21 protein-coding genes are annotated in these 23,785 nt (G+C 58.7%); 10 read left to right on the top strand and 11 right to left on the bottom strand.

What is annotated here, in order from left to right; all coding sequences use genetic code 11:
• Positions 1–3 precede the first annotated feature (3 nt).
• Positions 4–1,542 (top strand): ADP-ribosyltransferase, encoded by a 1,539-nt coding sequence (locus AB5Y84_RS01840; protein WP_349930910.1) that lies wholly within the window; start codon positions 4–6, stop codon positions 1,540–1,542.
• A 118-nt stretch (positions 1,543–1,660) separates the two neighbouring features.
• Here the strand turns inward: AB5Y84_RS01840 and AB5Y84_RS01835 are convergent, their stop codons facing one another.
• Positions 1,661–2,425: an EAL domain-containing protein gene (locus AB5Y84_RS01835; protein ID WP_368176256.1), complete on the bottom strand. Its 765-nt coding sequence runs from the start codon at positions 2,423–2,425 to the stop codon at positions 1,661–1,663.
• 321 nt (positions 2,426–2,746) lie between these two features.
• On the opposite strand from AB5Y84_RS01835, the gene AB5Y84_RS01830 reads away from it, so the two are divergent.
• Both AB5Y84_RS01830 and AB5Y84_RS01825 read left to right on the top strand, forming a co-directional pair.
• On the top strand, positions 2,747–3,886 hold the full coding sequence (locus AB5Y84_RS01830) for a hypothetical protein (protein WP_368176255.1): 1,140 nt from the start codon (positions 2,747–2,749) through the stop codon (positions 3,884–3,886).
• Between the two features lie 6 nt (positions 3,887–3,892).
• The gene (locus AB5Y84_RS01825) at positions 3,893–4,216 is read left to right on the top strand and encodes a hypothetical protein (RefSeq protein ID WP_156559833.1); all 324 of its coding nucleotides are present in this window, start codon (positions 3,893–3,895) and stop codon (positions 4,214–4,216) included.
• Positions 4,217–4,301: 85 nt separating this feature from the next.
• Here AB5Y84_RS01825 and glyS read toward each other — a convergent pair whose 3' ends face one another.
• The gene (glyS, locus tag AB5Y84_RS01820; RefSeq protein WP_349930903.1) at positions 4,302–6,371 is read right to left on the bottom strand and encodes a glycine--tRNA ligase subunit beta; all 2,070 of its coding nucleotides are present in this window, start codon (positions 6,369–6,371) and stop codon (positions 4,302–4,304) included.
• A gap of 9 nt (positions 6,372–6,380) precedes the next feature.
• Positions 6,381–7,310: a glycine--tRNA ligase subunit alpha gene (glyQ, locus tag AB5Y84_RS01815; protein WP_010672400.1), complete on the bottom strand. Its 930-nt coding sequence runs from the start codon at positions 7,308–7,310 to the stop codon at positions 6,381–6,383.
• A 222-nt stretch (positions 7,311–7,532) separates the two neighbouring features.
• Between glyQ and AB5Y84_RS01810 the strand changes: the two genes are divergently transcribed.
• A complete protein-coding gene (locus AB5Y84_RS01810) occupies positions 7,533–8,105 on the top strand; it encodes a DNA-3-methyladenine glycosylase I (protein ID WP_107683489.1) in 573 nt (190 codons plus the stop codon).
• 129 nt (positions 8,106–8,234) lie between these two features.
• Entirely contained in the window at positions 8,235–8,891 is a 657-nt protein-coding gene (locus AB5Y84_RS01805) for an OmpA family lipoprotein (protein ID WP_005339468.1), read from the top strand.
• An 81-nt stretch (positions 8,892–8,972) separates the two neighbouring features.
• Here the strand turns inward: AB5Y84_RS01805 and AB5Y84_RS01800 are convergent, their stop codons facing one another.
• Positions 8,973–9,320 carry a RidA family protein gene (locus AB5Y84_RS01800; protein ID WP_349930901.1) on the bottom strand — a complete coding sequence of 116 codons (348 nt, stop codon included), beginning with the start codon at positions 9,318–9,320 and terminating at the stop codon, positions 8,973–8,975.
• 21 nt (positions 9,321–9,341) lie between these two features.
• Positions 9,342–9,587 (bottom strand): sulfurtransferase TusA, encoded by a 246-nt coding sequence (gene tusA, locus AB5Y84_RS01795; protein WP_005339470.1) that lies wholly within the window; start codon positions 9,585–9,587, stop codon positions 9,342–9,344.
• A 169-nt stretch (positions 9,588–9,756) separates the two neighbouring features.
• Here tusA and AB5Y84_RS01790 point away from each other — a divergent pair, with 169 nt between their 5' ends.
• The gene (locus tag AB5Y84_RS01790) at positions 9,757–9,948 is read left to right on the top strand and encodes a hypothetical protein (RefSeq protein ID WP_005339471.1); all 192 of its coding nucleotides are present in this window, start codon (positions 9,757–9,759) and stop codon (positions 9,946–9,948) included.
• 75 nt (positions 9,949–10,023) lie between these two features.
• Here AB5Y84_RS01790 and AB5Y84_RS01785 read toward each other — a convergent pair whose 3' ends face one another.
• The 6 genes from AB5Y84_RS01785 to AB5Y84_RS01760 form a co-directional block, all read right to left on the bottom strand.
• Positions 10,024–11,262 carry an ABC transporter substrate-binding protein gene (locus AB5Y84_RS01785; protein WP_349930900.1) on the bottom strand — a complete coding sequence of 413 codons (1,239 nt, stop codon included), beginning with the start codon at positions 11,260–11,262 and terminating at the stop codon, positions 10,024–10,026.
• Between the two features lie 4 nt (positions 11,263–11,266).
• Entirely contained in the window at positions 11,267–12,712 is a 1,446-nt protein-coding gene (locus AB5Y84_RS01780) for an ATP-binding protein (RefSeq protein WP_005357365.1), read from the bottom strand.
• On the bottom strand, positions 12,709–13,431 hold the full coding sequence (locus AB5Y84_RS01775; protein ID WP_005339475.1) for a response regulator: 723 nt from the start codon (positions 13,429–13,431) through the stop codon (positions 12,709–12,711). The genes AB5Y84_RS01780 and AB5Y84_RS01775 overlap by 4 nt, the downstream gene beginning before the upstream one ends.
• A gap of 278 nt (positions 13,432–13,709) precedes the next feature.
• Complete coding sequence (gene fadA, locus AB5Y84_RS01770) at positions 13,710–14,894, bottom strand: acetyl-CoA C-acyltransferase FadA (RefSeq protein ID WP_232297827.1); 1,185 nt, start codon at positions 14,892–14,894, stop codon at positions 13,710–13,712.
• A complete protein-coding gene (fadB, locus tag AB5Y84_RS01765) occupies positions 14,895–17,042 on the bottom strand; it encodes a fatty acid oxidation complex subunit alpha FadB (RefSeq protein WP_368176254.1) in 2,148 nt (715 codons plus the stop codon).
• 204 nt (positions 17,043–17,246) lie between these two features.
• On the bottom strand, positions 17,247–19,184 hold the full coding sequence (locus AB5Y84_RS01760; RefSeq protein ID WP_368176253.1) for an acetoacetate--CoA ligase: 1,938 nt from the start codon (positions 19,182–19,184) through the stop codon (positions 17,247–17,249).
• 191 nt (positions 19,185–19,375) lie between these two features.
• On the opposite strand from AB5Y84_RS01760, the gene pepQ reads away from it, so the two are divergent.
• From pepQ to hemG, 4 genes are read left to right on the top strand one after another with little or no spacing between them, the layout of a single operon-like run.
• Complete coding sequence (gene pepQ / locus AB5Y84_RS01755) at positions 19,376–20,698, top strand: Xaa-Pro dipeptidase (RefSeq protein ID WP_111901187.1); 1,323 nt, start codon at positions 19,376–19,378, stop codon at positions 20,696–20,698.
• Positions 20,698–21,315, top strand: a complete 618-nt coding sequence (locus AB5Y84_RS01750) for a YigZ family protein (RefSeq protein WP_368176252.1) — start codon at positions 20,698–20,700, stop codon at positions 21,313–21,315. The genes pepQ and AB5Y84_RS01750 overlap by 1 nt, the downstream gene beginning before the upstream one ends.
• Positions 21,316–21,351: 36 nt before the next feature.
• Complete coding sequence (locus AB5Y84_RS01745) at positions 21,352–22,809, top strand: TrkH family potassium uptake protein (protein WP_368176251.1); 1,458 nt, start codon at positions 21,352–21,354, stop codon at positions 22,807–22,809.
• A 7-nt stretch (positions 22,810–22,816) separates the two neighbouring features.
• On the top strand, positions 22,817–23,341 hold the full coding sequence (hemG, locus tag AB5Y84_RS01740) for a menaquinone-dependent protoporphyrinogen IX dehydrogenase (protein ID WP_005339483.1): 525 nt from the start codon (positions 22,817–22,819) through the stop codon (positions 23,339–23,341).
• Positions 23,342–23,785: the final 444 nt, after the last annotated feature.

The raw sequence follows: 23,785 nt of genomic DNA, 5'->3' as shown, positions 1-23,785 counted from the left end.
ATCATGCAGATTCAAGCAAACACCGTCGGCACACAGGCCGTCGCTCACCACAGTGATGCAACCACAGGGGTTGGCCGGATGGGCCAGCTGGAGGCGCGTCAGGTCGCCACCGGACAAGATGCGATCTTGCTGGGCAACCGCAGCGAACCGCAGAAAGGGCAGGGGCTGCTCTCGCGATTGGGGGCCCAACTGGCCCGCCCGTTTGTGGCCATCAAAGAGTGGATCGGCAACCTGCTGGGGAGCGGAAAGAGTGCCGCTGCGCCGAAGGCGCAAACCGCCACGTCCCCCGAGGATCTTCAGCGTCTGATGAAGCAGGCTGCATTTGGTAGCTCGCTGGGTGGCTTTGCCAAGGCGGACGTGTTGAACAACATCGCCGCCGAACAACTGGGCAAGGAGCACGCCACTCTGGCGACCGGCAACGGCCCACTGCGCTCGCTCTGCACCGCGTTGCAGGCTGTTGTCGTCGGCTCCCAGCAGCCGGAACTCCGGGAGTTGGCTGCCGGGCTGCTGGCCCGCCCCATCGCCGGTATCCCGCTCCAGCAGTGGGGCACTGTCGGGGGCAAGGTGACCGACCTGCTCGCCAGCGCCACCTCCGAACTGCTGCAGGAGGCGATGAGCCAGCTGCATACCGCGATGGGTGAAGTGGCCGACCTGCAGCGGGCCGTCAAGGCTGAAATCGCTGGCGAACCGGCGCAAAGCGCGGCCACAACAGCGGATGCGGTGCCCGTCCAACGCGGTGAGAGCAAAGGGGCTGCCCGCGAACCGGTCGCCATGGCGCGGCAGACCCCGGCCACCGGCTACAAGCTGGCGCTGGATCTTATCAGCTATCAGGCCAGCTACCTGCTGCGGGATCAAACCTCGACCGAGGTGACCCTGAGCAGCAGCGATCTCAACGCCCTGCATCAACACATTGCCGATGGCTCCATCAACAGTTCCCACATGGCCAAGTTGCAGACCCGCGGCGATCTGCAAACCCTGCGTACTCTGGCGCTCTCGCTGGCCAGCGGCAGCGACGCCAAGGGCTCTTCCCTTGGTCATGCTCTCGACAGTCTCGCCTCGGCGCGCCCCAACCAGCGGTTGGTGCTGGGCGGCCTGATGCAGTTTGCCGGTCAGACCGAGCAGGCGTGGGTGGACCATACCGCGCTCAAGCCGCGAGAGGAACGGTTAGATGCCGGGGCGCGACTGCGCTTTGACACCGGCCATATGCAGGCGGAGCTGGGGCGTCTCGGCGACAGCGAGGCACGGCAGGTGCTGCAACAGCTGGAAGGGGCTTTTGGTGATCGGGCCAGGGCTATCTGCGACTTCGCGGTGGCTCAGGTCTCCGGCTTTGCCGATAGCGAAAGCAGCCCTGAGGCTGTGCTGGTCTCCCGCCTGACCCGCATGGGCAATCTGGTGGGCAGCCTGACCGATGCGCTCAAGGAGCGGCTGCAACTGCCCGGGTCCGCCCGTGGCGAGCCGACCATGATCGACTCCGCCAGCCAGCTGACGCCGCTTGAACTGGCTGCGCTGGCTCATATCGGCGTCGATGAGAGCTATCTGTAAACTGTCAGCACACAGCCCCTCGGGGCAAGGTGATATGACATAAAAACGGACACCCTCGGGTGTCCGTTTTCTTATTCAGGCGGGAGTCGGCTGAGGGGGTCAGTGCATGCCGATTTGCTTACAGGCTGGCGAAATCTACTTCCGGCAGGTTTTCAAAGCCGGGGCGGGCAAACAGATAGCCTTGCATCAGGCTGACGCCCATCTCCCGCAGGCAGGCCATCTCTTCGCGGGTCTCGATCCCCTCCGCCAGCGGGGTGATCTGCAGCTCGGCAAACAGTGCCAGACAGTGGCGCACTATGGCTTGCCGGGTCGGGTCATGGTCGATGCCGCGCAGCAGGTGCATATCGAGCTTGACGATGTTGGGGTGAAAATCGGCCAGCAGGTTGAGGCCCGAGTAACCGGCGCCAAAGTCATCGATCGCCGTTTTGAAGCCGAGCGCCTGATAGTGATCGACGATGCCGCGAAGATGCTGGCTATCCTGCACCTGCTCTACCTCGGTCAGCTCGAACATGATCTGCGCGATGGGGAAGTGGTGCTCGCGGGCCGCCTGCAGGGTGGTGCGGATGCAGCGCTCCGGACGGTAGACCGCATTGGGCAGAAAGTTGATGCTGAGCATGCCCCGCATATCGAGCCGGGCGGCCAGCGCGATGGCCTTGATGCGGCACAGCTGGTCGAAGCGGTAGCGGTTGTCGTCGTTGACCCGTGCAATCACGCTCTGCGCCGGTTCGTTGTTGATCCCCCGTACCAGCGCCTCGTAGCCGAAGATGGTGCGCTGGCTGCAATCGACGATGGGCTGAAAGGCCATGGTGAAGTCGAAGTCGAGATCTGCTTTCTCCTGACACAGCTGGCAGATGGCGGGGGATGGGGCGGCAGGTATATCCATGACTTTCCTCTTGGGCGTGGCGGCGCTGGGCACTGTCTCAAATGATAACAGCTCATTACCCCCCTGTAGGTTCGATTAGCGAAGCGTAATCGGACGATCGAGAGGCTTTTGTTTCGGTTGTTCCTGCGAGTTAGGGTTGGCCAGCCGGAGTTGGAAATTCGGCTGGCCGTTATGGCGGAAGAATCTATTTACGCGAACATCAGATTACGCCTGCGGTTAATCGCACCTACGGGCAGAGTTGAAGGAGGTATTATATGATAGGCTCAACGGTATAACATATGTAAGATAAAAACGTAAAGTTTAATTTTTGGGAAATTATATATGGAACAGTTGTTTTATTTAGGGAAACGATTTGAGCGTCAGTTGTACTCGAGTGTTTTTGTTATTGTGGTATGTATATTTTTTTACTATCTATGCCTCGCCATTAATACGGATAAAAACCAGCAGGATTACAAGGCGTTAATATCGTTGAATGACTTTATTATCGAGAAAAAAGAATACATACAATTAGCGAAAAGAATTCAGTCTACCTACTCTGATTACTTGATGAGAAAGGATAGTAATAGAGATGCTGATTTTAATAAATCCAAAGAAGATAAAAAAGAAATAGAGTTGAGGAAAAAACTAGGGCTAAAACCATTGGTCAAAAAAGCTCCTCAGCCAGAAGCACCTGGCCTTGAACTCAGTTATGTAAACAATGTTCGCAGCAAGCTAGCTTTACCTCAAAAAGGGGATCTAGATTCTGCTGCTGAAGGTATATACAGGTCTATGTATATAGGTATTATTATTGATTTATTTTACGTTGATAGTGCATTAAGTGATAAGTATATGGAGTTGTTCAGGACCAAAGAAGTTGAGGAAATCCTGAAGGCTATAAACCAAAACTTGTTATCCTATGACAATAGAAGCTTGAAAATAGTTGGTGTTGATACACCATTACAGCTACCTTTTTCAGTTGGTGATGTTAAATCGAAAGTGTCTTTATATAGCATCCATAACATCATGATGATTTCTATGCCAATATTCCTACTTATATGGTTTGGCTCATTGAGTATGACTCGCACTAGAGAGCTATTCTTTTTGAGAAAAACCAAGTCACTTATGTCAACATATCCTCATATTCTCAACTTGTTCTGCTTTGTGGACATGATGGCGATAGATAAGAAAAATAGGAAGTTGATTGATATGGCACTACTTGGTAGTGAAAAAGAAGTTAACGGCATCGAGAGCTCTGCAATAATTATTTCACTTATGAGAGTACTTATGTCATTAGCTATATTTTTATTTATGATGACCCCATTTTATTACGGAGCGCTACTTTTTTTAATGTCATCTCCGGGTTTTATTCAAATATTTTTGCTTATGTGTTTTTTCATTAACTTAATACAAGCCATGCTTTTTGTTTATAATGAATTTGGTTTTTATAAGAATATTTTCATTCATAAATCTGGAGAGGTTTGAATATTTATGAAGATGATTTTTGTTGGATTATGCTGTTTGATATCAACTATGGCTATTTCTGCTGACAGCAAATTTAGTGTGTATGGCTATTATAACTGTAAATCATGGGCTGAGTCATATAGTGATAAAGATGTCCAAGATTTTAACGTGTACACTGGAGGTTGGCTTGCTGGGTTTGTTAGTGCTTATAATTACTCTACAGGTAGGGACAATTTTCGGGGGGTTAATATTAGTATTTTAGCCGAATATATCGCACAATATTGTATATCAAATCCTGATAAGGACGTTGTGGATGGTTTGAATGAAATAAAAAAGAAGTTAAAAAATTAAAATACGGATTGGATTATATGGATATTTATTTACTCGTTCGTAAAAACGACCCCACTAGGGGCCGTTTTCATTCAGACTAACAACATCACTGCAGCAGCGAGATATCCGCGACTTGCAGGAACAGGTTGCGTAGGTTGTTCAGCAGTGCCAGACGGTTGGCCTTGAGGGCTTCGTCATCGGCCATCACCATCACCTCGTTGAAGAAGGTATCGACCGGCTCGCGCAGGGCGGCCAGACGGGTGAGGGCAGCCTGATAGTCACCGGCTGCGAACAGCGGGGCCAGTTCGGCTTGCAGTTCGGCAACCTGGGTGGCCAGCGCCTTCTCGGCGGCATCGACCAGCAGTTCCGGTTTGACGGCAGTCGGCAATTCGCCTTCAACCTTGGCCAGAATGTTGCTCACGCGCTTGTTGGCGGCGGCCAGTGCCAGTGCGGCATCCAGCGTGCGGAAGTGGCTGACGGCCTTGACGCGACGATCGAAGTCGAGCGGACGGGTCGGGCGGCGGGCCAGTACGGCCAGCACCACGTCGGCACCGATGCCTTCGTCCTGATAGGCGGCGCGGAAGCGGCCCAGCATAAAGTCGACCACGTCGGTGACGACGGTTTTGTTGGTCAGCTTGTCGCCGTAGACGCGTACCGCTTCTTCAACCAGTTCAACCAGATCCAGATCCAGCTGCTTCTCGGTCATGATGCGCAGGGCACCGATGGCGGCGCGACGCAGGGCGAACGGGTCCTTGTCACCCTTCGGCAGCATGCCGATGCCGAAGATACCGGCCAGAGTGTCGAACTTGTCGGCCAGCGCGACGGCGCAGGCAACCAGACCGGACGGCAGGGCATCACCGGCAAAGCGCGGCATGTACTGCTCGTTGAGGGCCACGGCGACCGCTTCGTCTTCGCCATCGTGACGGGCGTAGTGCATCCCCATGACACCCTGGGTGTCGGTGAACTCGCCGACCATGTTGGTCATCAGGTCACACTTGGAGAGCAGACCGGCACGCTTGGCCTGAGCCACGTCGGCGCCGATACGCTCGGCGATAAAGCCGGCGACAGTCTCGATGCGCTCGACCTTGGCCTTGACGGTGCCCAGCTGTTGCTGGAACAGCACGGTTTCAAGGCGCGGCAGGCGGGAGGCCAGAGTCTGCTTGAGGTCGGTCTTGAAGAAGAACTCGGCGTCTGAGAGACGGGGGCGAACCACCTTCTCGTTGCCGCTGATGATCTGGCTCGGGTCTTTGGACTCGATGTTGGTGACGAAGATGAACTTCGGCAGCAGCTTGGCGTTCTTGTCGTAGACCGGGAAGTACTTCTGGTCACCCTTCATGGTGTGCACCAGCGCTTCTGCCGGCACGGCCAGGAACTTCTCTTCGAAGTTGGCGGTCAGCACCACAGGCCACTCGACCAGTGCAGTCACTTCTTCCAGCAGGGCGTCGTCCAGATCAGCCACGCCACCGAAGGCGGCTGCGGCCGCTTCGACGTCAGCCTTGATCTTGGCCTTGCGCGCCATAAAGTCGGCAATCACCATGCCGCGCTCCTGCAGGATCTGCGGGTACTGGCTGGCGTTGTCGATGGTGAACTCGCTCTCGCCCATAAAGCGGTGGCCGCGGACGGTGCGGGCAGAGTCGATACCCAGAATGTGGGCGGGAACCAGCTCGCCATCCAGCAGCAGGGTCACGGTGAAGACCGGACGCACGAACTGGATGGTCTTGTCGCCCCAGCGCATCATCTTGGGGATCGGCAGCTTGGCCAGTGCTTGGCTAACCAGCTCACCCAGCAGATCGACGGCCGGACGGCCTTCGACCTTGGCGGTGTGAACCAGCCACTCGCCCTTGTCAGTGACCAGACGCTCGGCCTGCTCAACGGTGATGCCGTTGCCACGGGCCCAGCCTTCGGCAGCCTTGGTCGGCTTGCCTTCGGCATCGAACGCCTGCGCCACGGCCGGGCCGCGCTTCTCGACGCTCTTGCTCGGCTGTTCGCCGGCCAGCTCGCTTACCTTCAGCGCCAGACGGCGCGGTGAGGCAAACCACTCGACGTCGCCGAAGGCCAGATCGGCCTTGGTCAGTTCGGCTTTGAAGTTGTCGGCAAAGGCTTCGGCCAGGGAGCGCAGGGCTTTGGGCGGCAGCTCAGCAGTACCGATCTCTACCAGAAATGTATGTTGTGCCATGTCCGTTCCTTAACCTTGCTTGTTCTCGTTGCTGCCACGTTGGCACATCGGGAAGCCCAGCGCTTCGCGGGAGGCGTAGTATGCCTCTGCCACGGCCTTGGTCAGGGTGCGAATGCGCAGGATGTAGCGCTGACGCTCGGTGACCGAGATGGCCTTGCGGGCATCCAGCAGGTTGAAGGAGTGAGCGGCCTTGAGGATGCGCTCGTAGGCAGGCAGCGGCAGCGGTTTTTCCAGTGCCAGCAGATTCTGGGCTTCCTTCTCGTACTGCTCGAAGCAGTGGAATAGGAACTCCACATCGGCGTGTTCGAAGTTGTAGGTGGATTGCTCCACTTCGTTCTGGTGGAACACGTCGCCATAGGTGGTCTTGCCCAGCGGGCCGTCAGACCAGACCAGATCGTAGACGCTGTCTACGCCCTGAATGTACATAGCCAGACGCTCGAGACCGTAGGTGATCTCGCCGGTGACCGGCTTGCACTCGAGGCCGCCAACCTGCTGGAAGTAGGTGAACTGGGTCACTTCCATGCCGTTGAGCCACACTTCCCAACCCAGACCCCAGGCACCCAGTGTCGGGTTTTCCCAGTTGTCTTCCACGAAGCGGATGTCGTGGATTTCAGGATCCATGCCCAGCTCTTTCAGGGAGCCCAGATAGAGTTCCTGAATGTTGTCGGGGGAAGGCTTGATGATCACCTGGAACTGGTAGTAGTGCTGCAGGCGGTTCGGGTTTTCACCGTAGCGGCCGTCAGTCGGACGGCGGGACGGTTGCACGTAGGCGCAGGCGATGGGCTCCGGGCCCAGGGCACGCAGACAGGTCATGGGGTGGGAAGTACCGGCACCCACTTCCATATCCAGCGGCTGAATGATGGTACAGCCCTGGCGGGACCAATAGTCCTGCAGCTGCAGGATCAGGCCCTGAAAGGTTTTGACATCGAATTTTTGCATAATTTTTTTCGCGCGAAGTGAAAATCAGAGCAAGATTTGCTGAATGTGAACCGAGGGAGTATACCGTCTGGCATGGTCGGATAATAGGCGAAATTGCAGCGGATTCGCGGGATGGTGCTGCGCTGTGGCTGGTCGGGCGGGATGTCCGGTATATGATGTGAGCAGTGCCGCCTGCAGAGTGGGCAGGGTCGGGCAAACCGCTGAAATAACGAGGGAGAGGAAATGGAACTGCGCTGCGCCTGGGTGACCAAGGACCCGGAATACATTGAATACCATGACAAACAGTGGGGCAGGCCGGTCTATGACGCCCGCGAGCTGTTTGCCAAGCTCTGCCTCGACGGCCAGCAGGCGGGGCTGTCGTGGATCACCATCCTCAAGCGCACCGAGAGCTACTACCGCGCCTATGCCGACTTTGATCCGGTGCAGATTGCCCGGTTCGACGAGCAGGATGTGGAGCGGTTGATGCAGGACACCGGCATCATCCGCAACCGGCTCAAGGTGCAGTCGATCATCAGAAATGCCCGCGCTTATCTGGCGTTGCAGGAGCAGGGGATCGACTTCGCCGACTACCTGTGGGGCTTTGTTGGCGGCGCCCCCATCGTCAATCAGCGGCAGGGCAACGGCGATATTCCGGCGACCTCGCCGGAGTCGGATGCCATGTCGAAAGCGCTCAAGAAGCTCGGCTTCAACTTCGTCGGCAGCACCATCTGTTACGCCTTTATGCAGGCGGTGGGGATGGTGAACGATCATCTGGTCAGCTGTCCTTGCCACGCCGAGTGTCAGTTACCGCGCTGACAACCCGCCGATTGCCCAAAAAAACACCACTCTCGCCATCTGTTCAGGCTTGCGTCAGACAATGGCGTGCCAGCGCGTTACAATCCGGCCCCCGGCATGGTGCCGGATTGTTTTCACAGAGGTTTTTTCATGCGAGCCAAGATCCTGGTGCCAGCTCTGGCACTGACCGTTGCCCTGAGCGGCTGTACCACCAACCCCTACACAGGTGAATCCCAGACCTCCAAAGGTGCCTGGGGCGCGCTGGCTGGCGCCGCTGCCGGTGCGGCCGTAGGTGCGCTCTCCTCCAGCAAGGGTGACCGCAAGAAGGGCATCCTGACCGGCGTTGCTGCTGGCGCGGCGCTGGGTGGCGGTATCGGCTACTACATGGACGTGCAGGAAGCCAAGCTGCGCGAGAAGCTGCAAGGCACTGGCGTCAGCGTGACCCGCAATGGCAATGAGCTGATCCTCAACATGCCGAACAACGTGACCTTCGACAGCTCCAGCTCCCAGCTGAAAGCGGCCGGTGCCAACACCCTCTCCGGTGTGGCCATGGTCGTTGCCGAGTTCGACAAGACCCGCCTAAACGTGGTCGGTCACACCGACAGTACCGGTTCCCGCGATCTGAACATGAAGCTCTCCCGCGATCGTGCCGATGCCGTTGCCGCCCAGCTGATTGGTCAGGGCGTAGCAGGTAGCCGCATCTCCACCACCGGCGTAGGCCCGGATCAGCCGGTTGCTACCAACAGCACCGCCGCTGGCAAAGCCCAGAACCGTCGCGTGACCATTACCCTGACCCCGACCGCCTAAGTCGCTCAGGTTTCGGTAACGAAAAGGCCCCGCCAGTGATGGCGGGGCCTTTTGCTATCTCAAGCTCAGGCCGGGAAAGGCTTAGACAGCTGCAGTCAGCTGCACTTCCACCTTGTAGCCTTCGTGGGCCAGGCGAGCTTGTACGCAGGCGCGCACGGGGGCGGTGCCAGCCGGAATCCAGGCATCCCACTGCTCGTTGAAGGCAGCGATGTCCTGAATGTCTTTGAGATAGATATTGGCCATCAGGATCTTGTCGACGCCGGAGCCGTTGGCTTCCAGCAGGCGCTGCAGGCTTGCCAGCACTTCGCGGGTCTGCTGGTGGATGTCGGCCTCTTCGCTGACGGGCACTTCCACCACGTAGATAGTGCCATTGTGGATGACCACGTCTGACCAACGCTGGGTGGTGCCGATTCGGGTAATGGTTGTCATGGAGTGCTCCGGTACGGGGGCTTATTGACCCTTGCGGATCAGATAGCGGTAGGGGGCCTGCTCTGTCTCGCTGGCGACCAGGGTGTGATCCATAAAGCGGCAGAAACTGGGGATGTCGCGGGTGGTTGAAGGATCGTCGGCGCTGACCAGCAGGGTCTCGCCATCCGCCATCAGTCGCACTTTCTTGCGAACCATCATAACGGGTTCCGGGCAACGAAGCCCGATTGCGTCCAACTCGTGGGTTGCGCCGCAGAATAAATCACTCATCTATTATCAACCTTCAACCTATTCGGCTGCCAATGATACTCAGGGCTAAAAAATAATCAAACAAACGCCCCATCAACCAGCATATGTAACCGAAATGTTATTCGGCCCTATCCAGCTTGCGCCGGACGAGTAATATAAAAATTGAACCATATTCAACAAGGAGGTGAATATGCAGGTCTCCTACGGCAGATTACAAGCCTATGCAGGCATGGGGTTCTTGTCCTTCGCCATGATAGTGATGGGCAGCCCGATCGGGAACACCGGTACCTGGTTCGGCTCCATGGTGATGGTCGGGTTGGGGCTCTGGATCGAGCTCAGCGATTACTATGACGAGGATGAGGACGAGAACGATCAATCCTGAATCGGATGACGATTCAACAACAAAGGCGGAGCAATTCCGCCTTTGTCATTTCTGCCGTTTGGCAATGTGCCCGGATCAGCGGGTCGATCGCATCGCTCGCTCCAGATGCAGCGCCGTCTGCTCCGGGTTGGCCTTGGGGTCGTTGAAGAAGTTGCTCAGCACATCGAGGATCGCCTGCCGCATATTGGTCGGCGTCGCCATCCCTTCCGCCATGCTGGGCAGCAGGTTGTCCTGCTTTTCCGCCAGCAGGAAGTCCTGATAGGAACGGACGGCGCAGCGGTCGAACTTGCTCATGTCGGGATTGGTCAGCGCCGGGATCGACCCCTTCACCCGATTGAACTCCTCCTGAAATTGCGGCGTCATCAGCAGTTGGGCCAGATCGCCCTGCGCCTGCAGCTGGGCCGGATCCCGCTGTTTGAACATGGCGATGGAGTCGAGGTTGTAGCTGAACAGTCCGGCGCTGCCCGGGCTCGGCAGGCAGGCGATATCCTCACCCGGTCGGTAGTTGCCCGCGCTCAGTTCACCCTTCACCCAGTCGCCCATCACCTGCATGGCGGCGCCACCGCTCTCCAGCAGATTGGTGGCCTGATGCCACTTCAGTCCGGCGTATTTTTGCGGCACATAGGCGCGCAGCTGCTGGAAACGGGTCAACACCCGCACCATGTCTGGGCCGGTCAGGGTGGCGCTGTCCTGCTCGAGGAACGCCTTGCGATAGAATTCTTTTCCGCCCTCACCGAGTGCCACCGTTTCAAACAGTACCGCCAGTTGCCAGGGCTCGTTGCCAATGGCGAGCGGGGTGATGCCCCGTGTTTTAAGCTGGTCGGCGACGGTGACAAACTGGGCCCAGTCGGTGGGCGGAGTCAGCTTGTTGCGCTCGAAGATCTTGCGGTTGAGCCACAGCCAGTTGACCCGGTGGATGCCGGTGGGCACCGCCATCAGGGCGCCATTCTGGCTGAGGGTGGCACGCACCATGGGCGGCATCTGACTGTACCAGCCGAGGTGTTCGGCCATCGGGCTGAGATCGCGCAAAAAGCCGAGTCCGGCCCACTCCTTGAGCTCGTAGCCCTTGAGGTGGGCCGCTTCCGGCGGGTTGGCCGCCAGCGCCCGGCTCTTCAATACCGTCATGGCGCTCTTGCCGCCGCCGCCCTGTACCGCGAAGTCGTTCCACTGGTTGCCCTGTTTGGTCCACTCGGATTTGAGCACTTCGACCGCTTTCGCTTCGCCGCCGGACGTCCACCAGTGCAGTACCTCCACCTGGGAGGCGGCAACGGGAGCAGAGAGCAGGGCGATGACAGAAAAAGACAACCACTTCATAAGGTTACTGCCTTGGTAGGGAGAGCGTGGCCTGCAGGCCACCTTGCGGACGGTTTTCCAGCACCAGATCGCCGCCGTGGGCGTGGGCAATGTTGCGGGCGATGCCAAGACCGAGGCCGGTGCCGGCCTGATCGGTGCTGAGCCGGTAATAGGGTTCGAAGATGCGCTCGAACTGATCGTCCGGCAGACCGGGGCCCTCATCCATGATGAAGAGGATCAGCATCTCCTCGTCATCCATGATGATGATGCGCACCTTCTGACCGTACTTGATGCCGTTGTCTACCAGATTGCCGATGCAGCGCTTGAGCGCCAGTAGCTTGCCGCGATAGGGCCACTTGCAGTGGCCTTCGATGGTCAGCCGCTCGTCGTGCAGGTTCATCGACTCCGCCATCTGCTCCAGCAGGGCGTTGATGTCGATCTCCTCGATATTCTCGTGAATGTCGGTCTCTTTGACCGTCTGCAGCGCCCCTTTCACCATCAGCTCCAGCTCGTCGAGGTCCTTGTTGAACTTGGCGATCTGTACCTCGTCATCGAGCAGTTCGACCCGTAGCCGCAGCCGGGTGATGGGGGTCTTGAGGTCGTGGGAGATGGAGCTGAACAGCCGCTCTCTATCGTCGATATAGCGGCGAATGCGGTGCTGCATGATGTTGAAGGCGCGGGTGGCCGCCACGATTTCCGATGCCCCTTCCTCTTTGAGCGAAGGCTGATCGATATCCTTGCCAAGATTCACCGCCGCCTTGGCGAGACGGCGCAGCGGCCGGGTCTGCCAGCGCACCAGCATAAAGGTGAAGAAGCAGAGGAACACCGTCATCAGGGCGATGAAACGCACCTGGTTGCTTGGCATCACGGTATCGTCGAGGGTCATGTAGGGGGCGGGCAGCAGGGCCGCCAGATAGAGCCACTCCCCCTTTTCAATCTCGATCTGGGTCACCAGTACCGGTGGATTGAGCGGCTCCAGCGACAGGGTGTAGCGGGCCCAGGAGGAGGGGAGATCCGCCAGCAAGGTGTCGTTGTTGAAGACGTGGAGGTCGTCGGGGCGGGAGAAGTCCACCTTGATCGCCATGGCATCGGAGAGCTTGCGGGTCAGCACTCCCTGAACCTCCTCCAGCACCTGCGTCTTGCGCTCGCTGTCGGGGATGGCGTTGATGTGGATCTCTTCCTCGTTGAGCGAGACGAAGAAGCGGCTGCCCCCCATGTTGCGCAGCTGGTCCAGCGCGATATGGCGATACTGTAGCGGCAGGGATTTGAAGAAGTTGACGGTGGAGGCGGCAGACATGGCGAGGTTGCGGGTGGTGCTGAGCATCCCCTCCAGCTCCCGCTTCTGGATCTGCTGCATCCAGATGCCGGTCAGAATGGTCTGGGAGAGCAGGATGGCCAGTAACAACAGCAGGATCATCCGTGACAACAGGGAGCGGGGCACCAGCGCCCCCCAGGACCACTTGTTGCTCATGGCAGCTCGTGCACCTCGGCAATCAGCATGTAGCCACTGCCGCGAATGGTCTTGATGATGCGCGGGCTCTTGCCGTTATCGCCCAGCTTCTGGCGCAGACGGCTGATCTGTACGTCGATGCCGCGTTCCATCGGCAGGCTTTCGCGGCCGCGGGTGGCATCCGAGATGGTGTCCCGATCCAGCACCACGCCGGGCTGTTGCAGGAACATGCCGAGCAGCATGGCGTCGCTGCCGGAGAGATCCAGCAGGCTGCCATCATCATGGGTCAGCTGGTGGCTCAGGGTGTCGAGGGTCCACTCGGCAAAACGCAGGCGGCGGCTCGGTTCTTTCTCTTTTTCCGGCTGGCGGAATTCGGCGCGGCGCAGCAGTGCCTTGATGCGGGCCTGCAGTTCACGGGGGCTGAACGGCTTGGCGATATAGTCGTCGGCACCGAGTTCGAGGCCGATCACCCGATCCGCTTCGTCGGAGGCGGCGGTCAGCATGATGATGGGCACCTGGGAGTCACGACGGATCTGCTGGCAGAGGGTAAAACCGTCCTCGCCGGGCATCATGATGTCCAGAATAATCAGGTCCGGGCTGTGCTGGGCGAGTTGCTGACGCATCTCGTTGCCCTCCGCCGCCGTCAATACCTGAAAGCCCGCCCGGGTCAGGTACTCATTGAGCAGCTCGCGGATCTCTTGGTCGTCATCGACGATCAGCAGTTGTTTGCTCATTGACATATGTATGTGCATCCACCCATTTTTTTGTGCAGATTGAACCTGTCGGGGGAGTAAAAAGCAAGCAAGCCCCCTATCTAATGTGAGGTTTAAGGCAATAACAGCCTATTGATAAGATTAAAACGAAAAAAGGCCGACCCAAACGGGACGGCCAACAGACAGCTTCTGACCACTGACGAGCACCCCGTGTGGCGATCGTCACAGACTTGAAAAGGGGCCAGTCAGACTGGCCCCGAAAAGGGACAACTCTCAGTAGTGCATCCCGTCGATCAGGCTGGTTATCACACCCGTTCAAACACGGTGGCGATGCCCTGGCCCAGACCGATACACATGGTGGCAACCCCCAGGGTGGCATCCTTCTCCTCCATCAGATTGATGAGGGTGGTGGAGATGCGGGCGCCGGAGCAGCCGAGCGGGTGGCCCAGCGCAATGGCGCCGCCGTTCAGGTTCACCTTGTCGTCTACCAGATCCTGCAGACCCAAATCCTTCACGCAGGGCAGGGACTGGGCGGCAAACGCCTCGTTCAGCTCGAACAGGTCGATATCACCGACAGTCAGACCGGCACGCTTGAGCGCCTTCTGGGTGGCCGGTACCGGGCCGTAACCCATGATGGCGGCGTCACAGCCGGCGATAGCCATGGCACGTACCTTGGCGCGCGGCGTGAGGCCGAGGGCCTTGGCGCGATCCGCGCTCATCACCAGCATGGCGGCGGCGCCATCGGACAGGGCCGAGGAGCTGCCGGCGGTGACGGTGCCGTTGACCGGGTCAAACACCGGGCGCAGCTGGCTCAGAGTTTCGACCGTAGTCTCCGGACGGATCACCTCGTCATAGTCGTAGAAGAAGCGGGCGCCGCTGGCGTCATGGCCTTCCAGCCCGACGATCTCCTTGGCAAAGCGTCCTTCCACGGTGGCGGCGTGGGCACGGCGGTGGGAGCGGGCGGCAAACTCGTCCTGCTGCTGACGGCTGATGCCGTGCAGCTTGCCGAGCATCTCGGCGGTCAGCCCCATCATGCCGGAGGCTTTCGCCACCGACTTGGCCATGCCGGGATGGAAGTCAACGCCGTGGCTCATCGGCACGTGACCCATGTGCTCGACGCCGCCGATGATGAAGATATCCCCGTCACCTACCTGAATGGCGCGGGAGGCGTCATGCAGCGCCTGCATACTGGAGCCGCACAGACGGTTGACGGTGACCGCCCCCACCTGCTTCGGAATACCGGCCAGCAGCGCGGCGTTACGGGCGATGTTGAAGCCCTGCTCCAGGGTCTGCTGCACGCAGCCCCAGTAGATATCCTCGATCTCGTTCGGGTCGAGGTTGGGGTTGCGCAGCAGGATGGATTTCATCAGGTGCGCGGACAGATCTTCTGCACGCACGTTGCGGAAGGCGCCGCCCTTGGACCGGCCCATCGGGGTCCGGATACAGTCGACAATGACTACGTCTTTCATGAATGGATCTCCTTTCCGCAATCAGTAGAAGGTTTTGCCCTGGGCGGCCATCTCGCGCAGCTTGTCGCTGACGCGGTAGAGCGGGCCCAAATCGGCATACTGGTCGGCCATGGCCACGTAGCGATCCAGACCAATGGTGTCCAGATAGCGGAACACGCCGCCGCGGAAGGGAGGGAAGCCCAGACCGTAGACCAGCGCGATGTCGGCTTCGGCTGGCGTGGCGACTATGCCCTCTTCCAGACAGAGCACCACCTCGTTGATCATCGGGATCATCATGCGGGCGATGATGGCCTCCTTGTCGAAATCCTGTTTCGGCTTGGCAATGGGGGCCAGCAGCTCGTAGCTAGCTGCGTCGGCCACCTTCTTCGGCTTGCCCTTCTTGTCCTGCTCGTAGGCGTAGAAGCCCTTGCCATTCTTCTGACCGAAGCGGTTCACTTCGTACATCACGTCGATGGCAGTGCGACCTTCCTTGCTCATGCGTGCCGGGAAGCCCTGCGCCATCACGTCACCGGCATGGTGACCGGTGTCGATGCCGACCACGTCCAGCAGGTAGGCGGGGCCCATGGGCCAGCCGAACTCCTTCTCCATCACCTTGTCGACGGCGGCGAAGTCGGCACCATCGGCAACCAGCTTGTTGAAGCCGAAGAAATAGGGGAACAGCACGCGGTTCACGAAGAAGCCAGGGCAATCGTTGACCACCACCGGGGACTTGCCCATGGCGGCGGCGTAGGCCACCACGCGGTTGATGGTTTCATCGGAGGTCTGCTCGCCGCGGATGATCTCCACCAGTGGCATGCGGTGCACCGGGTTGAAGAAGTGCATGCCGCAGAAGTTCTGCGGGCGCTTCAGCCCCTTGGCCAGCAGGGAGATGGGAATGGTGGAGGTGTTGCTGGCGAGCACGGCGTCTTCGCCAATGATCCCTTCCACTTCGCCCAGTACGGCGGCTTTCACCTTGGGATTCTCGACCACGGCTTCGACCACCACGTCCACGCCTTTGACGTTGTCATAGCTGAGGGTCGGAGTGATGGCAGAGAGCACCTGGCCCATCTTGATACCATCGATGTGACCCTTTTCGAGCTGGCCGTTGAGCAGCTTGGTGGCTTCGCCCATGCCAAGTGCCAGCGCCTTCTCGTTGATATCCTTCATCACCGCCGGAATGCCCTTGCTGGCAGACTGGTAGGCGATGCCGCCACCCATGATGCCGGCACCCAGTACGGCGGCGTGGCCAGTGGCCTTGCTTGCTTGCTTGGCTGCCTTCTTGGCCAGTGCCTTGATGTGCTGATCGTTGAGGAAGATCCCGACCAGCGCCTTGGCGACATCGGTCTTGGCCAGCTTGATAAAGCCCTGTGCCTCGGCCACCAGAGCCTCGTCACGGCCCATGCCTGCGGCGGCCTCGACGGTTTTCACCGCGGTCATCGGCGCCGGATAGTGTTTGCCCGCTACGGCGGCAACCATGCCGGCGGCGGTGGTGAAGCTCATCATGGCTTCCAGTTTGGAGAGGCGCAGTGGCGCTTTCTTGGCGGCGCGACGGCTCTGCCAGTCCAGCTTGCCCGCGATGGCGTCCTTGATCATCTGCAGCGCAGCGCTCTGCAGTGCGTCCGGGGCGACCACGGCGTCGATGGCGCCCACCTTGAGGGCGTCATCGGCACGGTAATCCTTGCCGGTGGTGATCCACTCAAGCGCGTTGTCAGCGCCGATCACCCGCGGCAGACGGACGGTGCCGCCAAAGCCCGGCATGATGCCGAGTTTGGTCTCGGGCAGGCCAATCTTGGCGCTGGTGTCAGCCAGACGGAAGTCGGTGGAGAGAATGGTCTCGCAGCCGCCGCCCAGAGCGTGTCCCTTGATGGCGGAAAGGGTCGGGACCGGCAAATCTTCGATGGCATTGAAGATGTCGTTGGCCTTTTTCAGCCAGCCGAGCAGATCTTCTTGCGGCAGATCGAACAGTTCCAGGAATTCGGTAATGTCGGCACCGACGATAAAGGCGTCTTTGCCGGAGGTGAGGATCAGACCTTTTAGTTCACGTTCTTGTTGTAATGCGGCGATCGCTTCGCTCAGGGAGAGCAGGGTAGCGCGATCCAGCTTGTTGACTGAACCCGGGGCATCAAACCTCAGCTCGGCAATGCCGTTTTCGAGGTAGCTGACCGACAGGGTTTCGCCTTGGTAGATCATGAGAGTGTCTCCTTGTTCCCACTCAGTGGGGAGTGGTGCTCCTTAATCCCCAGCAGGGGGCGAGGCTCACTATTGATCCAAAAGGAGACATTTTCAACACCTATTTAAAACATTTGTTTAACAGATCTCGAGTAAAAGCTCTTCATCACAGAATGGGCAAAAGAGAGGCGCCTTGCGGCGCCTCGGATGAATATGAGTTTGTTATCAACTGGCCAGTTCCGGCCGGTTGCGATACTGATTCAGCACCTCGGGATCGGCGAGGGCATGAGTATTGTTGACCGGCCGGTTGTGCACTACCTCCCGCACCGCCAGTTCGACGATCTTGCCGGACTTGGTGCGGGGGATGGCATCCACCTGCAGGATGCGGGCGGGCACGTGGCGGGCGGTGCAGTGCTGCTTTATTTGCTGACGGATCCGCTCGCGCAGCGGCTCATCAAGCTTGCAACCCGCCTTGAGCTTGACGAACAGCACCACCCGCTCGTCCTGCTGCCACTGCTGGCCGATGACGATGCTCTCCTCCACCTCGTCGAGCTGCTCGACATAGCGGTAGATCTCGCTGGTGCCGATGCGCACGCCGCCCGGATTGAGGGTGGCGTCGGAGCGGCCGTAGAACAGAATGCCGCCGGTCGGGGTCAGTTCGATCCAGTCGCCGTGGCACCAGATGTTGTCAAAGCGCTCGAAGTAGGCTGCGTGGTACTTGTCGCCGCTCTCATCCCCCCAGAAATAGATGGGCTGGGCCGGGAACGGCTTGGTGCAGACCAGCTCGCCCTTCTCCCCCTGCACCGGCTGGCCCGCTTCGTTGAATACCTGCACCGCGAGACCGAGGCCGCGCCCCTGACTCTCGCCGCGATAGACAGGGCTGAGCGGGTTGCCGATGACGAAGCAGGAGCAGATATCGGTGCCGCCTGATATGGAACTGAGCTGCACATCCTGCTTGATCTGCTGGTAGACGTAGTCGAACCCCTCCGGCGACAGCACAGAGCCGGTGCTGCAGATCAGCCGCAAGTGCGGCAAGTCGTGGCTCTTGATGGGGGCATAACCCTGCTTGTGCAGTGCATCGAGATACTTGGCCGAGGTGCCGAACAAGCTGACCTGCTCGTCGCGGGCCAGATCCCACAGCACGTTGCCATCCGGGTAAAACGGCGAGCCGTCATAGAGCACCAGGGTGGCGCCGGAGGCGAGGGCGCTCACCAGCCAGTTCCACATCATCCAGCCGCAGGTGGTGAAGTAGAAGATCCGCTCCCCCGGTTTGATGTCGCAGTGCAGCTGGTGTTCTTTCAGGTGTTGCAGCAGGGTGCCGCCGATGCCGTGCACGATGCACTTGGGTTTGCCGGTGGTGCCGGATGAATAGAGGATATAGAGCGGGTCATTGAAGGCCATCGGCTCGAACTGGAGGCTGGCGTCCGGCTGGCTTGCCAGCACTTGCTGCCAGTCGTGGCCAAGCTGCAGCGGGTTGCCGAGCAGGGGGATCATCACCGTCTGCTCTATGCTGCCGATCTGGCTCACTACGCTGGCGACCTTCTGTTGAATGTCGATAGCTTTGCCGTTGTAGCGATAGCCATCTACCGCAAACAGCACTCGTGGTCGGGTCTGGTCGAAGCGCTCCACCACGCTGGCCTCGCCAAAGTCGGGGCTGGTGGAGGTCCAGATCGCCCCCAGACTGGTGGTTGCCAGCATGGCTACCACGGTTTCCGGGATATTGGGCAGATAGGCGGCAACCACATCGCCACGACCAATACCCTGATTGCGCAGCCACTGCGCTAGCCGGGCAACCTGTTCCCCCAGTTCACCCCAGCTCAGAGTGCGACTTGGGCTACCTTCGATGCGGGAGATGATGGCCGGGCTCTCGTCCTGGCGGCGCAGCAGGTTTTCGGCGAAGTTGAGGCGGCTGTCGGGGAACCAGCGGGTACGCTGCATATCCTGACGGTTCTCCGCCACTATGTTGCCGAGCTCGCCCTTGACGCCGCAGTGCTGCCATACCAGCGGCCAGAAACGGGTGGTCTTCTCCACCGACCATTGATAAAGCTGCGGGTAGTTCTGCAACTGCAAGCCGTGGAAACGGTTCACCTCCGCCATAAAACGGTAGAGGTTGGATTGCTGCATCCCGAGCGGATCCGGTTGCCACAGGCAGAGGTTGTCCATGAGTAATCCCTGACTTCATGTATCTACCGGCAGTGTATTGAATTGTTTTTGATTTGTTAATGATTGGTTTTGTGTTGATAACAAACACGTTTGTAACGTATGCGTTACCTCACGAAGCGGCAGCTTGACGGGTCGAGCCGCCAAGCGCTTGATGTTATGCTGCAATCACATTCACCTCGGAGCAGGACGCCATGAGCAGCTACAGCCAACTTTTTGCCCAGCACCTCGATACCTTGCAGCAGCGCACCCGCGACATTCTGCAACAACAGGGTCTCAGCGGACTTGCCATCCACTCCGGCCAGACTCACCGCATCTTCCTCGATGATCAGGATTACCCGTTCAAGGTAAACCCGCACTTCAAGGCCTGGTTGCCGGTGCTGGACAATCCTCACTGCTGGCTGCTGGTGGACGGGGTGAACAAACCAATCCTGCTGTTCTATCGTCCGGTGGATTTCTGGCACAAGGTGGCGGATCTGCCCAATGCCTTCTGGGTCGAGTTCTTCGATATCCGTTTCCTGACCCGGCCGGAACAGGTGGCCGATCATCTGCCAGCCAACAAGCAGGAGTGGGCCTATCTTGGTGGTCATCTGGAAGTGGCCGAGCTGCTTGGTCTGACCCAGCCCAATCCGGAGGCGGTACTCAACTACCTGCACTATCACCGCGCCTACAAGACCCCCTACGAGCTGGAGTGTCTGCGCGAGGCGAACCGGATCGGGGTGCGCGGCCATATCGCCGCCAAGGACTCCTTTATGGCGGGGGCGAGCGAGTTCGAGATTAATCTGGCCTACATGAAGGCGGTCGGGCAGGGGGCCAATGAGGCGCCCTACGGCAATATCGTCGCTATCAACCGCAATGCGGCCATCCTTCACTACACCCATTTGTCCGCCTTGCGGGTGCCCGATGCGGAGCGTCACTCCTTCCTGATCGATGCCGGCGTCGATTTTCACGGTTATGCCTCCGACATCACCCGTACCTGGGCGTGGCGGCGCGGCGAGTTTGCCGATCTGATTGCTGCCCTCGACGAGCAGCAGCAGGAGATCATCAAGGAGATCAAGCCGGGTCGCCGCTACAGCGAGCTGCACCTGCAGATGCATCATAAGCTGGCGCGCCTGCTGCAAGCGACCGAGCTGGTGGATATGTCGGTAGACGAGATGATCAACACCGGGGTGACCAATGTCTTCTTCCCCCACGGCCTCGGCCACTTCCTCGGTCTGCAGGTACACGATGCGGGCGGTTTCATGCAGGATGAGCGCGGCACCCATCTGGCGGCGCCCGAGCTGTTCCCCTATCTGCGCTGCACCCGGGTGATGGAGGTGGGTCAGGTGTTCACCATCGAGCCGGGGCTCTACTTCATCGACAGTTTGCTGGAGCCGCTGCGTCAGGGCGAACAGGGTAAACGGGTCAACTGGAACAAGGTGGAGGCGCTGCGGCCGTTCGGCGGCATCCGCATCGAAGATAACGTGGTGCTGCACGCCAACGGGGTGGAGAACATGACCAGACAAGCAGGACTCTGATGGCGGCTGCGTACTCCATTCCGGCTGCCCCGCTGGAGTTGACCGAAGAGATAAAGAAGAGCCGCTTCATTACCCTGATCGCCCACACCCCGACCGTCGAGGCGGCCAAGGGGTGGGTCAACGAGATCAAGCGCCAACATCCGGCCGCGCGCCATCACTGCTGGGCGTTTGTGGCTGGTGCGCCGCAAGATAGTCAGGTTTATGGCTTCAGCGATGACGGCGAACCTTCCGGTACTGCGGGCAAGCCGATCCTGGCCCAGTTGATGGGCTCGGGGCTCGGTGAAATCTGCGCCGTGGTAGTGCGTTACTACGGCGGCATCCAGCTTGGCACCGGTGGACTGGTCAAAGCCTATGGGGGCGGCGTCGGTGCCGCCCTCAAGCAGCTGCCTACCCTGCTCAAGGTGCCGCGCACTCCCTCTCTCATTCACTGCGATTACGGTGACATGGGGACGGTCGAGTTGCTGATCAGCAGCCATAATGGCGAATTGCTGGCGGCGGATTACGGTCAGCAGGTCACCTTGCAGGTGGCGTGGGAGTCCTCGGTTTGGGCTCAGGTGGACCGTGAATTGACCGACCGGACTCATGGGCGGGTATCCCTCAGTCCCTTAGATGGCTAGAATCCATCGCTCTTTAATTGGGGAAAGGGAGCTGTAATGCACATTCTGAGCATTATTCGCATTGTTGGCCTGCTGGTTGCGCTGTTCAGCTCGACCATGCTGTTGCCTGCACTGGTGGCCTTTGGCTATCGGGATGGTGGTGGTGCCGAGTTCGTCAGCTCTTTTCTGATCGCCCTGCTGCTCGGCGTGGTGCTCTGGTTTCCCAATCGCTATCACAAGAAGGAGATGCGCTCGAAGGAGGGTTTCCTCATCGTGGTGCTGTTCTGGACCGTGCTGGGCAGTGTGGGGGCTGTGCCCTTTATCATGAGCGACGTGCCGGACATGTCGGTCTCGGAGGCCTTCTTCGAATCTTTTTCCGGCCTGACCACCACAGGGGCAACGGTACTGACCGGGCTCGATAACCTGCCCAAGGCGTTTCTGTTCTATCGCCAGCTGCTGCAGTGGCTGGGGGGGATGGGGATCATCGTACTGGCGGTGGCCATTCTGCCACTGCTGGGTATCGGGGGCATGCAGCTCTATCGCGCCGAGATCCCGGGGCCGGTGAAGGATACCAAGGTGACGCCGCGCATCGCCGAAACGGCCAAGGCGCTCTGGTTCATCTATCTGCTGCTCACCGCATTCTGTGCGCTGGCCTACTGGCTCGCCGGAATGACGCTGTTCGATGCTGTGTGCCATTCGTTCTCGACTTTGTCGGTCGGTGGCTTCTCCACTCACGATGCCAGCATCGGTTTCTTCAACAGTCCGGTCATCAACCTGATTACCGTGGTGTTCCTGCTGCTGGCCAGCGTGAACTTTGCGCTCCACTTTACCGTTTTCTCTCACCGCCCGGTGCGGCTCGGCCGCTACCTCTATGATTCGGAACTCAAGGTGTTCCTGGCCATTCAGGCGACCCTGGTGATGATCTGCTTTGCCGCTTTGCTGACCCACGGGCACTACGCCACCTGGCAAGAGGCGCTCAACCACGGCCTTTTCCAGGCAGTCTCTCTGGGTACCACCACCGGCTACAGCACCACGACCTATGCAGATTGGCCCTCGTTCTTGCCCATGCTGCTGATGTTCTCCGCCTTTATCGGCTGTTGTGCGGGCAGTACCGGCGGTGGCATCAAGGTGATGCGTTTTATGATCCTGTTCATGCAGGGGATGCGCGAGCTGAAGCGGTTGGTTCACCCCAGAGCCATCTATACCTTGAAGCTGGGGAATCGGGCGGTGCCCGAGCGCATCGTCGAGGCAGTGTGGGGCTACTTTGCCACCTATATTATTCTCTTCTTTATGTTCATGCTGCTGTTGCTGATGACGGGGCTGAACGAAGTGACAGCATTCACCGCTGTGGCTGCGGCTTTCACCAACGTAGGCCCGGGTTTGGGAGAGGTATCAGCCAACTTCGGCAATATCTCGCCGGCGGCCCAGTGGGTACTGGTGTTGGCTATGTTGTTTGGCCGATTGGAAATTTTCACGCTTCTGGTACTGTTTACTCCTGCATTCTGGCGTAGTTGAGGTTGTTATGGACAAGATTCTGGTGCTTTATTCCTCTCGGGATGGCCAAACCCGCAAAATAGTCGATGTCATGCTGGAGCAGATGCCGGGATGCGAAGTGGTGATGCACGACCTGCATACCTTGCCGATGTGCAACCTCAGCAAGTATGCCAAGGTCTTGATCGGCGCCTCTATCCGTTATGGCAACTTCCACCCCAGCCTGTTCAGCTTTATTCACGCTCATCAGGAGCAGCTGGAGGTGGCCAATGCGGCCTTCTTCTGTGTCAACCTGACGGCCCGCAAGCCAGAGAAGCAGACGCCGCAAACCAATGCCTATATGAAGAAGTTCCTGCGCCTCTCTCCCTGGAAGCCGAAAACCCTGGGCGTCTTTGCCGGTGCGTTGCAATATTCCCGCTATAACTGGTGGCAGACGCGCATCATCCAGCTGATCATGAAGATTACCGGTGGCAGTACCGACACCAGTAAGGACATTGAGTTTACCGATTGGGAAAAGGTACGCAGCTTTGCCCGCGAATTCTGGTCAAAAAGGTAGCAGTGTGATGTGAATTAAGGGTTTTTTGCCCGAAACAGCCCCGCCGATGCGGGGCTTTTGTTTAATAAAGCAACGGTTGAACCGAAAAACTGTAAAAAGTGCCATTTTTTGCAGTTTTCCTCTTGTCATCCCGGCGCGGCTCCCTATAATGCGCCCCTACCAGCACGGCGGAACACGCCGGACTGATGAGCCAGCTTCCTAGCGAAGTGGGCGCCGAAAGAAAAGCGAAAACAATCGCTTGACTTTCGAAGTGAGAAGCGTAATATGCGCCTCCTCAACGCGACAAGCGTGACGCTCTTTAACAATTTGAATCAAGCAATCTGTGTGGGCACTCACAGCATCGAGCATCAAAACAATTTTTGATTTTCAATGTCTGGTGAAGTGACCAAGACGATTTCTTAGCAATAAGAAGTCGAACAGTTTATTTCAGCAATTCATTGAGCC

Source organism: Aeromonas sp. s11 (assembly GCF_040907945.1).
In the GTDB taxonomy this organism is placed as follows: Bacteria; Pseudomonadota; Gammaproteobacteria; order Enterobacterales; family Aeromonadaceae; genus Aeromonas; species Aeromonas veronii.
Note: the sequence above shows the minus strand (reverse complement) of the source record. Positions and strands in the feature narration are given on the sequence as shown.

Bases quoted from the DNA above. Each gene is read 5' to 3' on its own strand.
- AB5Y84_RS01840 (WP_349930910.1), top strand. From the start codon at position 4: ATGCAGATTCAAGCAAACACCGTCGGCACACAGGCCGTCGCTCACCAC.
- AB5Y84_RS01835 (WP_368176256.1), bottom strand. From the start codon at position 2,425: ATGGATATACCTGCCGCCCCATCCCCCGCCATCTGCCAGCTGTGTCAG.
- AB5Y84_RS01830 (WP_368176255.1), top strand. From the start codon at position 2,747: ATGGAACAGTTGTTTTATTTAGGGAAACGATTTGAGCGTCAGTTGTAC.
- AB5Y84_RS01825 (WP_156559833.1), top strand. From the start codon at position 3,893: ATGAAGATGATTTTTGTTGGATTATGCTGTTTGATATCAACTATGGCT.
- glyS (WP_349930903.1), bottom strand. From the start codon at position 6,371: ATGGCACAACATACATTTCTGGTAGAGATCGGTACTGCTGAGCTGCCG.
- glyQ (WP_010672400.1), bottom strand. From the start codon at position 7,310: ATGCAAAAATTCGATGTCAAAACCTTTCAGGGCCTGATCCTGCAGCTG.
- AB5Y84_RS01810 (WP_107683489.1), top strand. From the start codon at position 7,533: ATGGAACTGCGCTGCGCCTGGGTGACCAAGGACCCGGAATACATTGAA.
- AB5Y84_RS01805 (WP_005339468.1), top strand. From the start codon at position 8,235: ATGCGAGCCAAGATCCTGGTGCCAGCTCTGGCACTGACCGTTGCCCTG.
- AB5Y84_RS01800 (WP_349930901.1), bottom strand. From the start codon at position 9,320: ATGACAACCATTACCCGAATCGGCACCACCCAGCGTTGGTCAGACGTG.
- tusA (WP_005339470.1), bottom strand. From the start codon at position 9,587: ATGAGTGATTTATTCTGCGGCGCAACCCACGAGTTGGACGCAATCGGG.
- AB5Y84_RS01790 (WP_005339471.1), top strand. From the start codon at position 9,757: ATGCAGGTCTCCTACGGCAGATTACAAGCCTATGCAGGCATGGGGTTC.
- AB5Y84_RS01785 (WP_349930900.1), bottom strand. From the start codon at position 11,262: ATGAAGTGGTTGTCTTTTTCTGTCATCGCCCTGCTCTCTGCTCCCGTT.
- AB5Y84_RS01780 (WP_005357365.1), bottom strand. From the start codon at position 12,712: ATGAGCAACAAGTGGTCCTGGGGGGCGCTGGTGCCCCGCTCCCTGTTG.
- AB5Y84_RS01775 (WP_005339475.1), bottom strand. From the start codon at position 13,431: ATGTCAATGAGCAAACAACTGCTGATCGTCGATGACGACCAAGAGATC.
- fadB (WP_368176254.1), bottom strand. From the start codon at position 17,042: ATGATCTACCAAGGCGAAACCCTGTCGGTCAGCTACCTCGAAAACGGC.
- AB5Y84_RS01760 (WP_368176253.1), bottom strand. From the start codon at position 19,184: ATGGACAACCTCTGCCTGTGGCAACCGGATCCGCTCGGGATGCAGCAA.
- pepQ (WP_111901187.1), top strand. From the start codon at position 19,376: ATGAGCAGCTACAGCCAACTTTTTGCCCAGCACCTCGATACCTTGCAG.
- AB5Y84_RS01750 (WP_368176252.1), top strand. From the start codon at position 20,698: ATGGCGGCTGCGTACTCCATTCCGGCTGCCCCGCTGGAGTTGACCGAA.
- AB5Y84_RS01745 (WP_368176251.1), top strand. From the start codon at position 21,352: ATGCACATTCTGAGCATTATTCGCATTGTTGGCCTGCTGGTTGCGCTG.
- hemG (WP_005339483.1), top strand. From the start codon at position 22,817: ATGGACAAGATTCTGGTGCTTTATTCCTCTCGGGATGGCCAAACCCGC.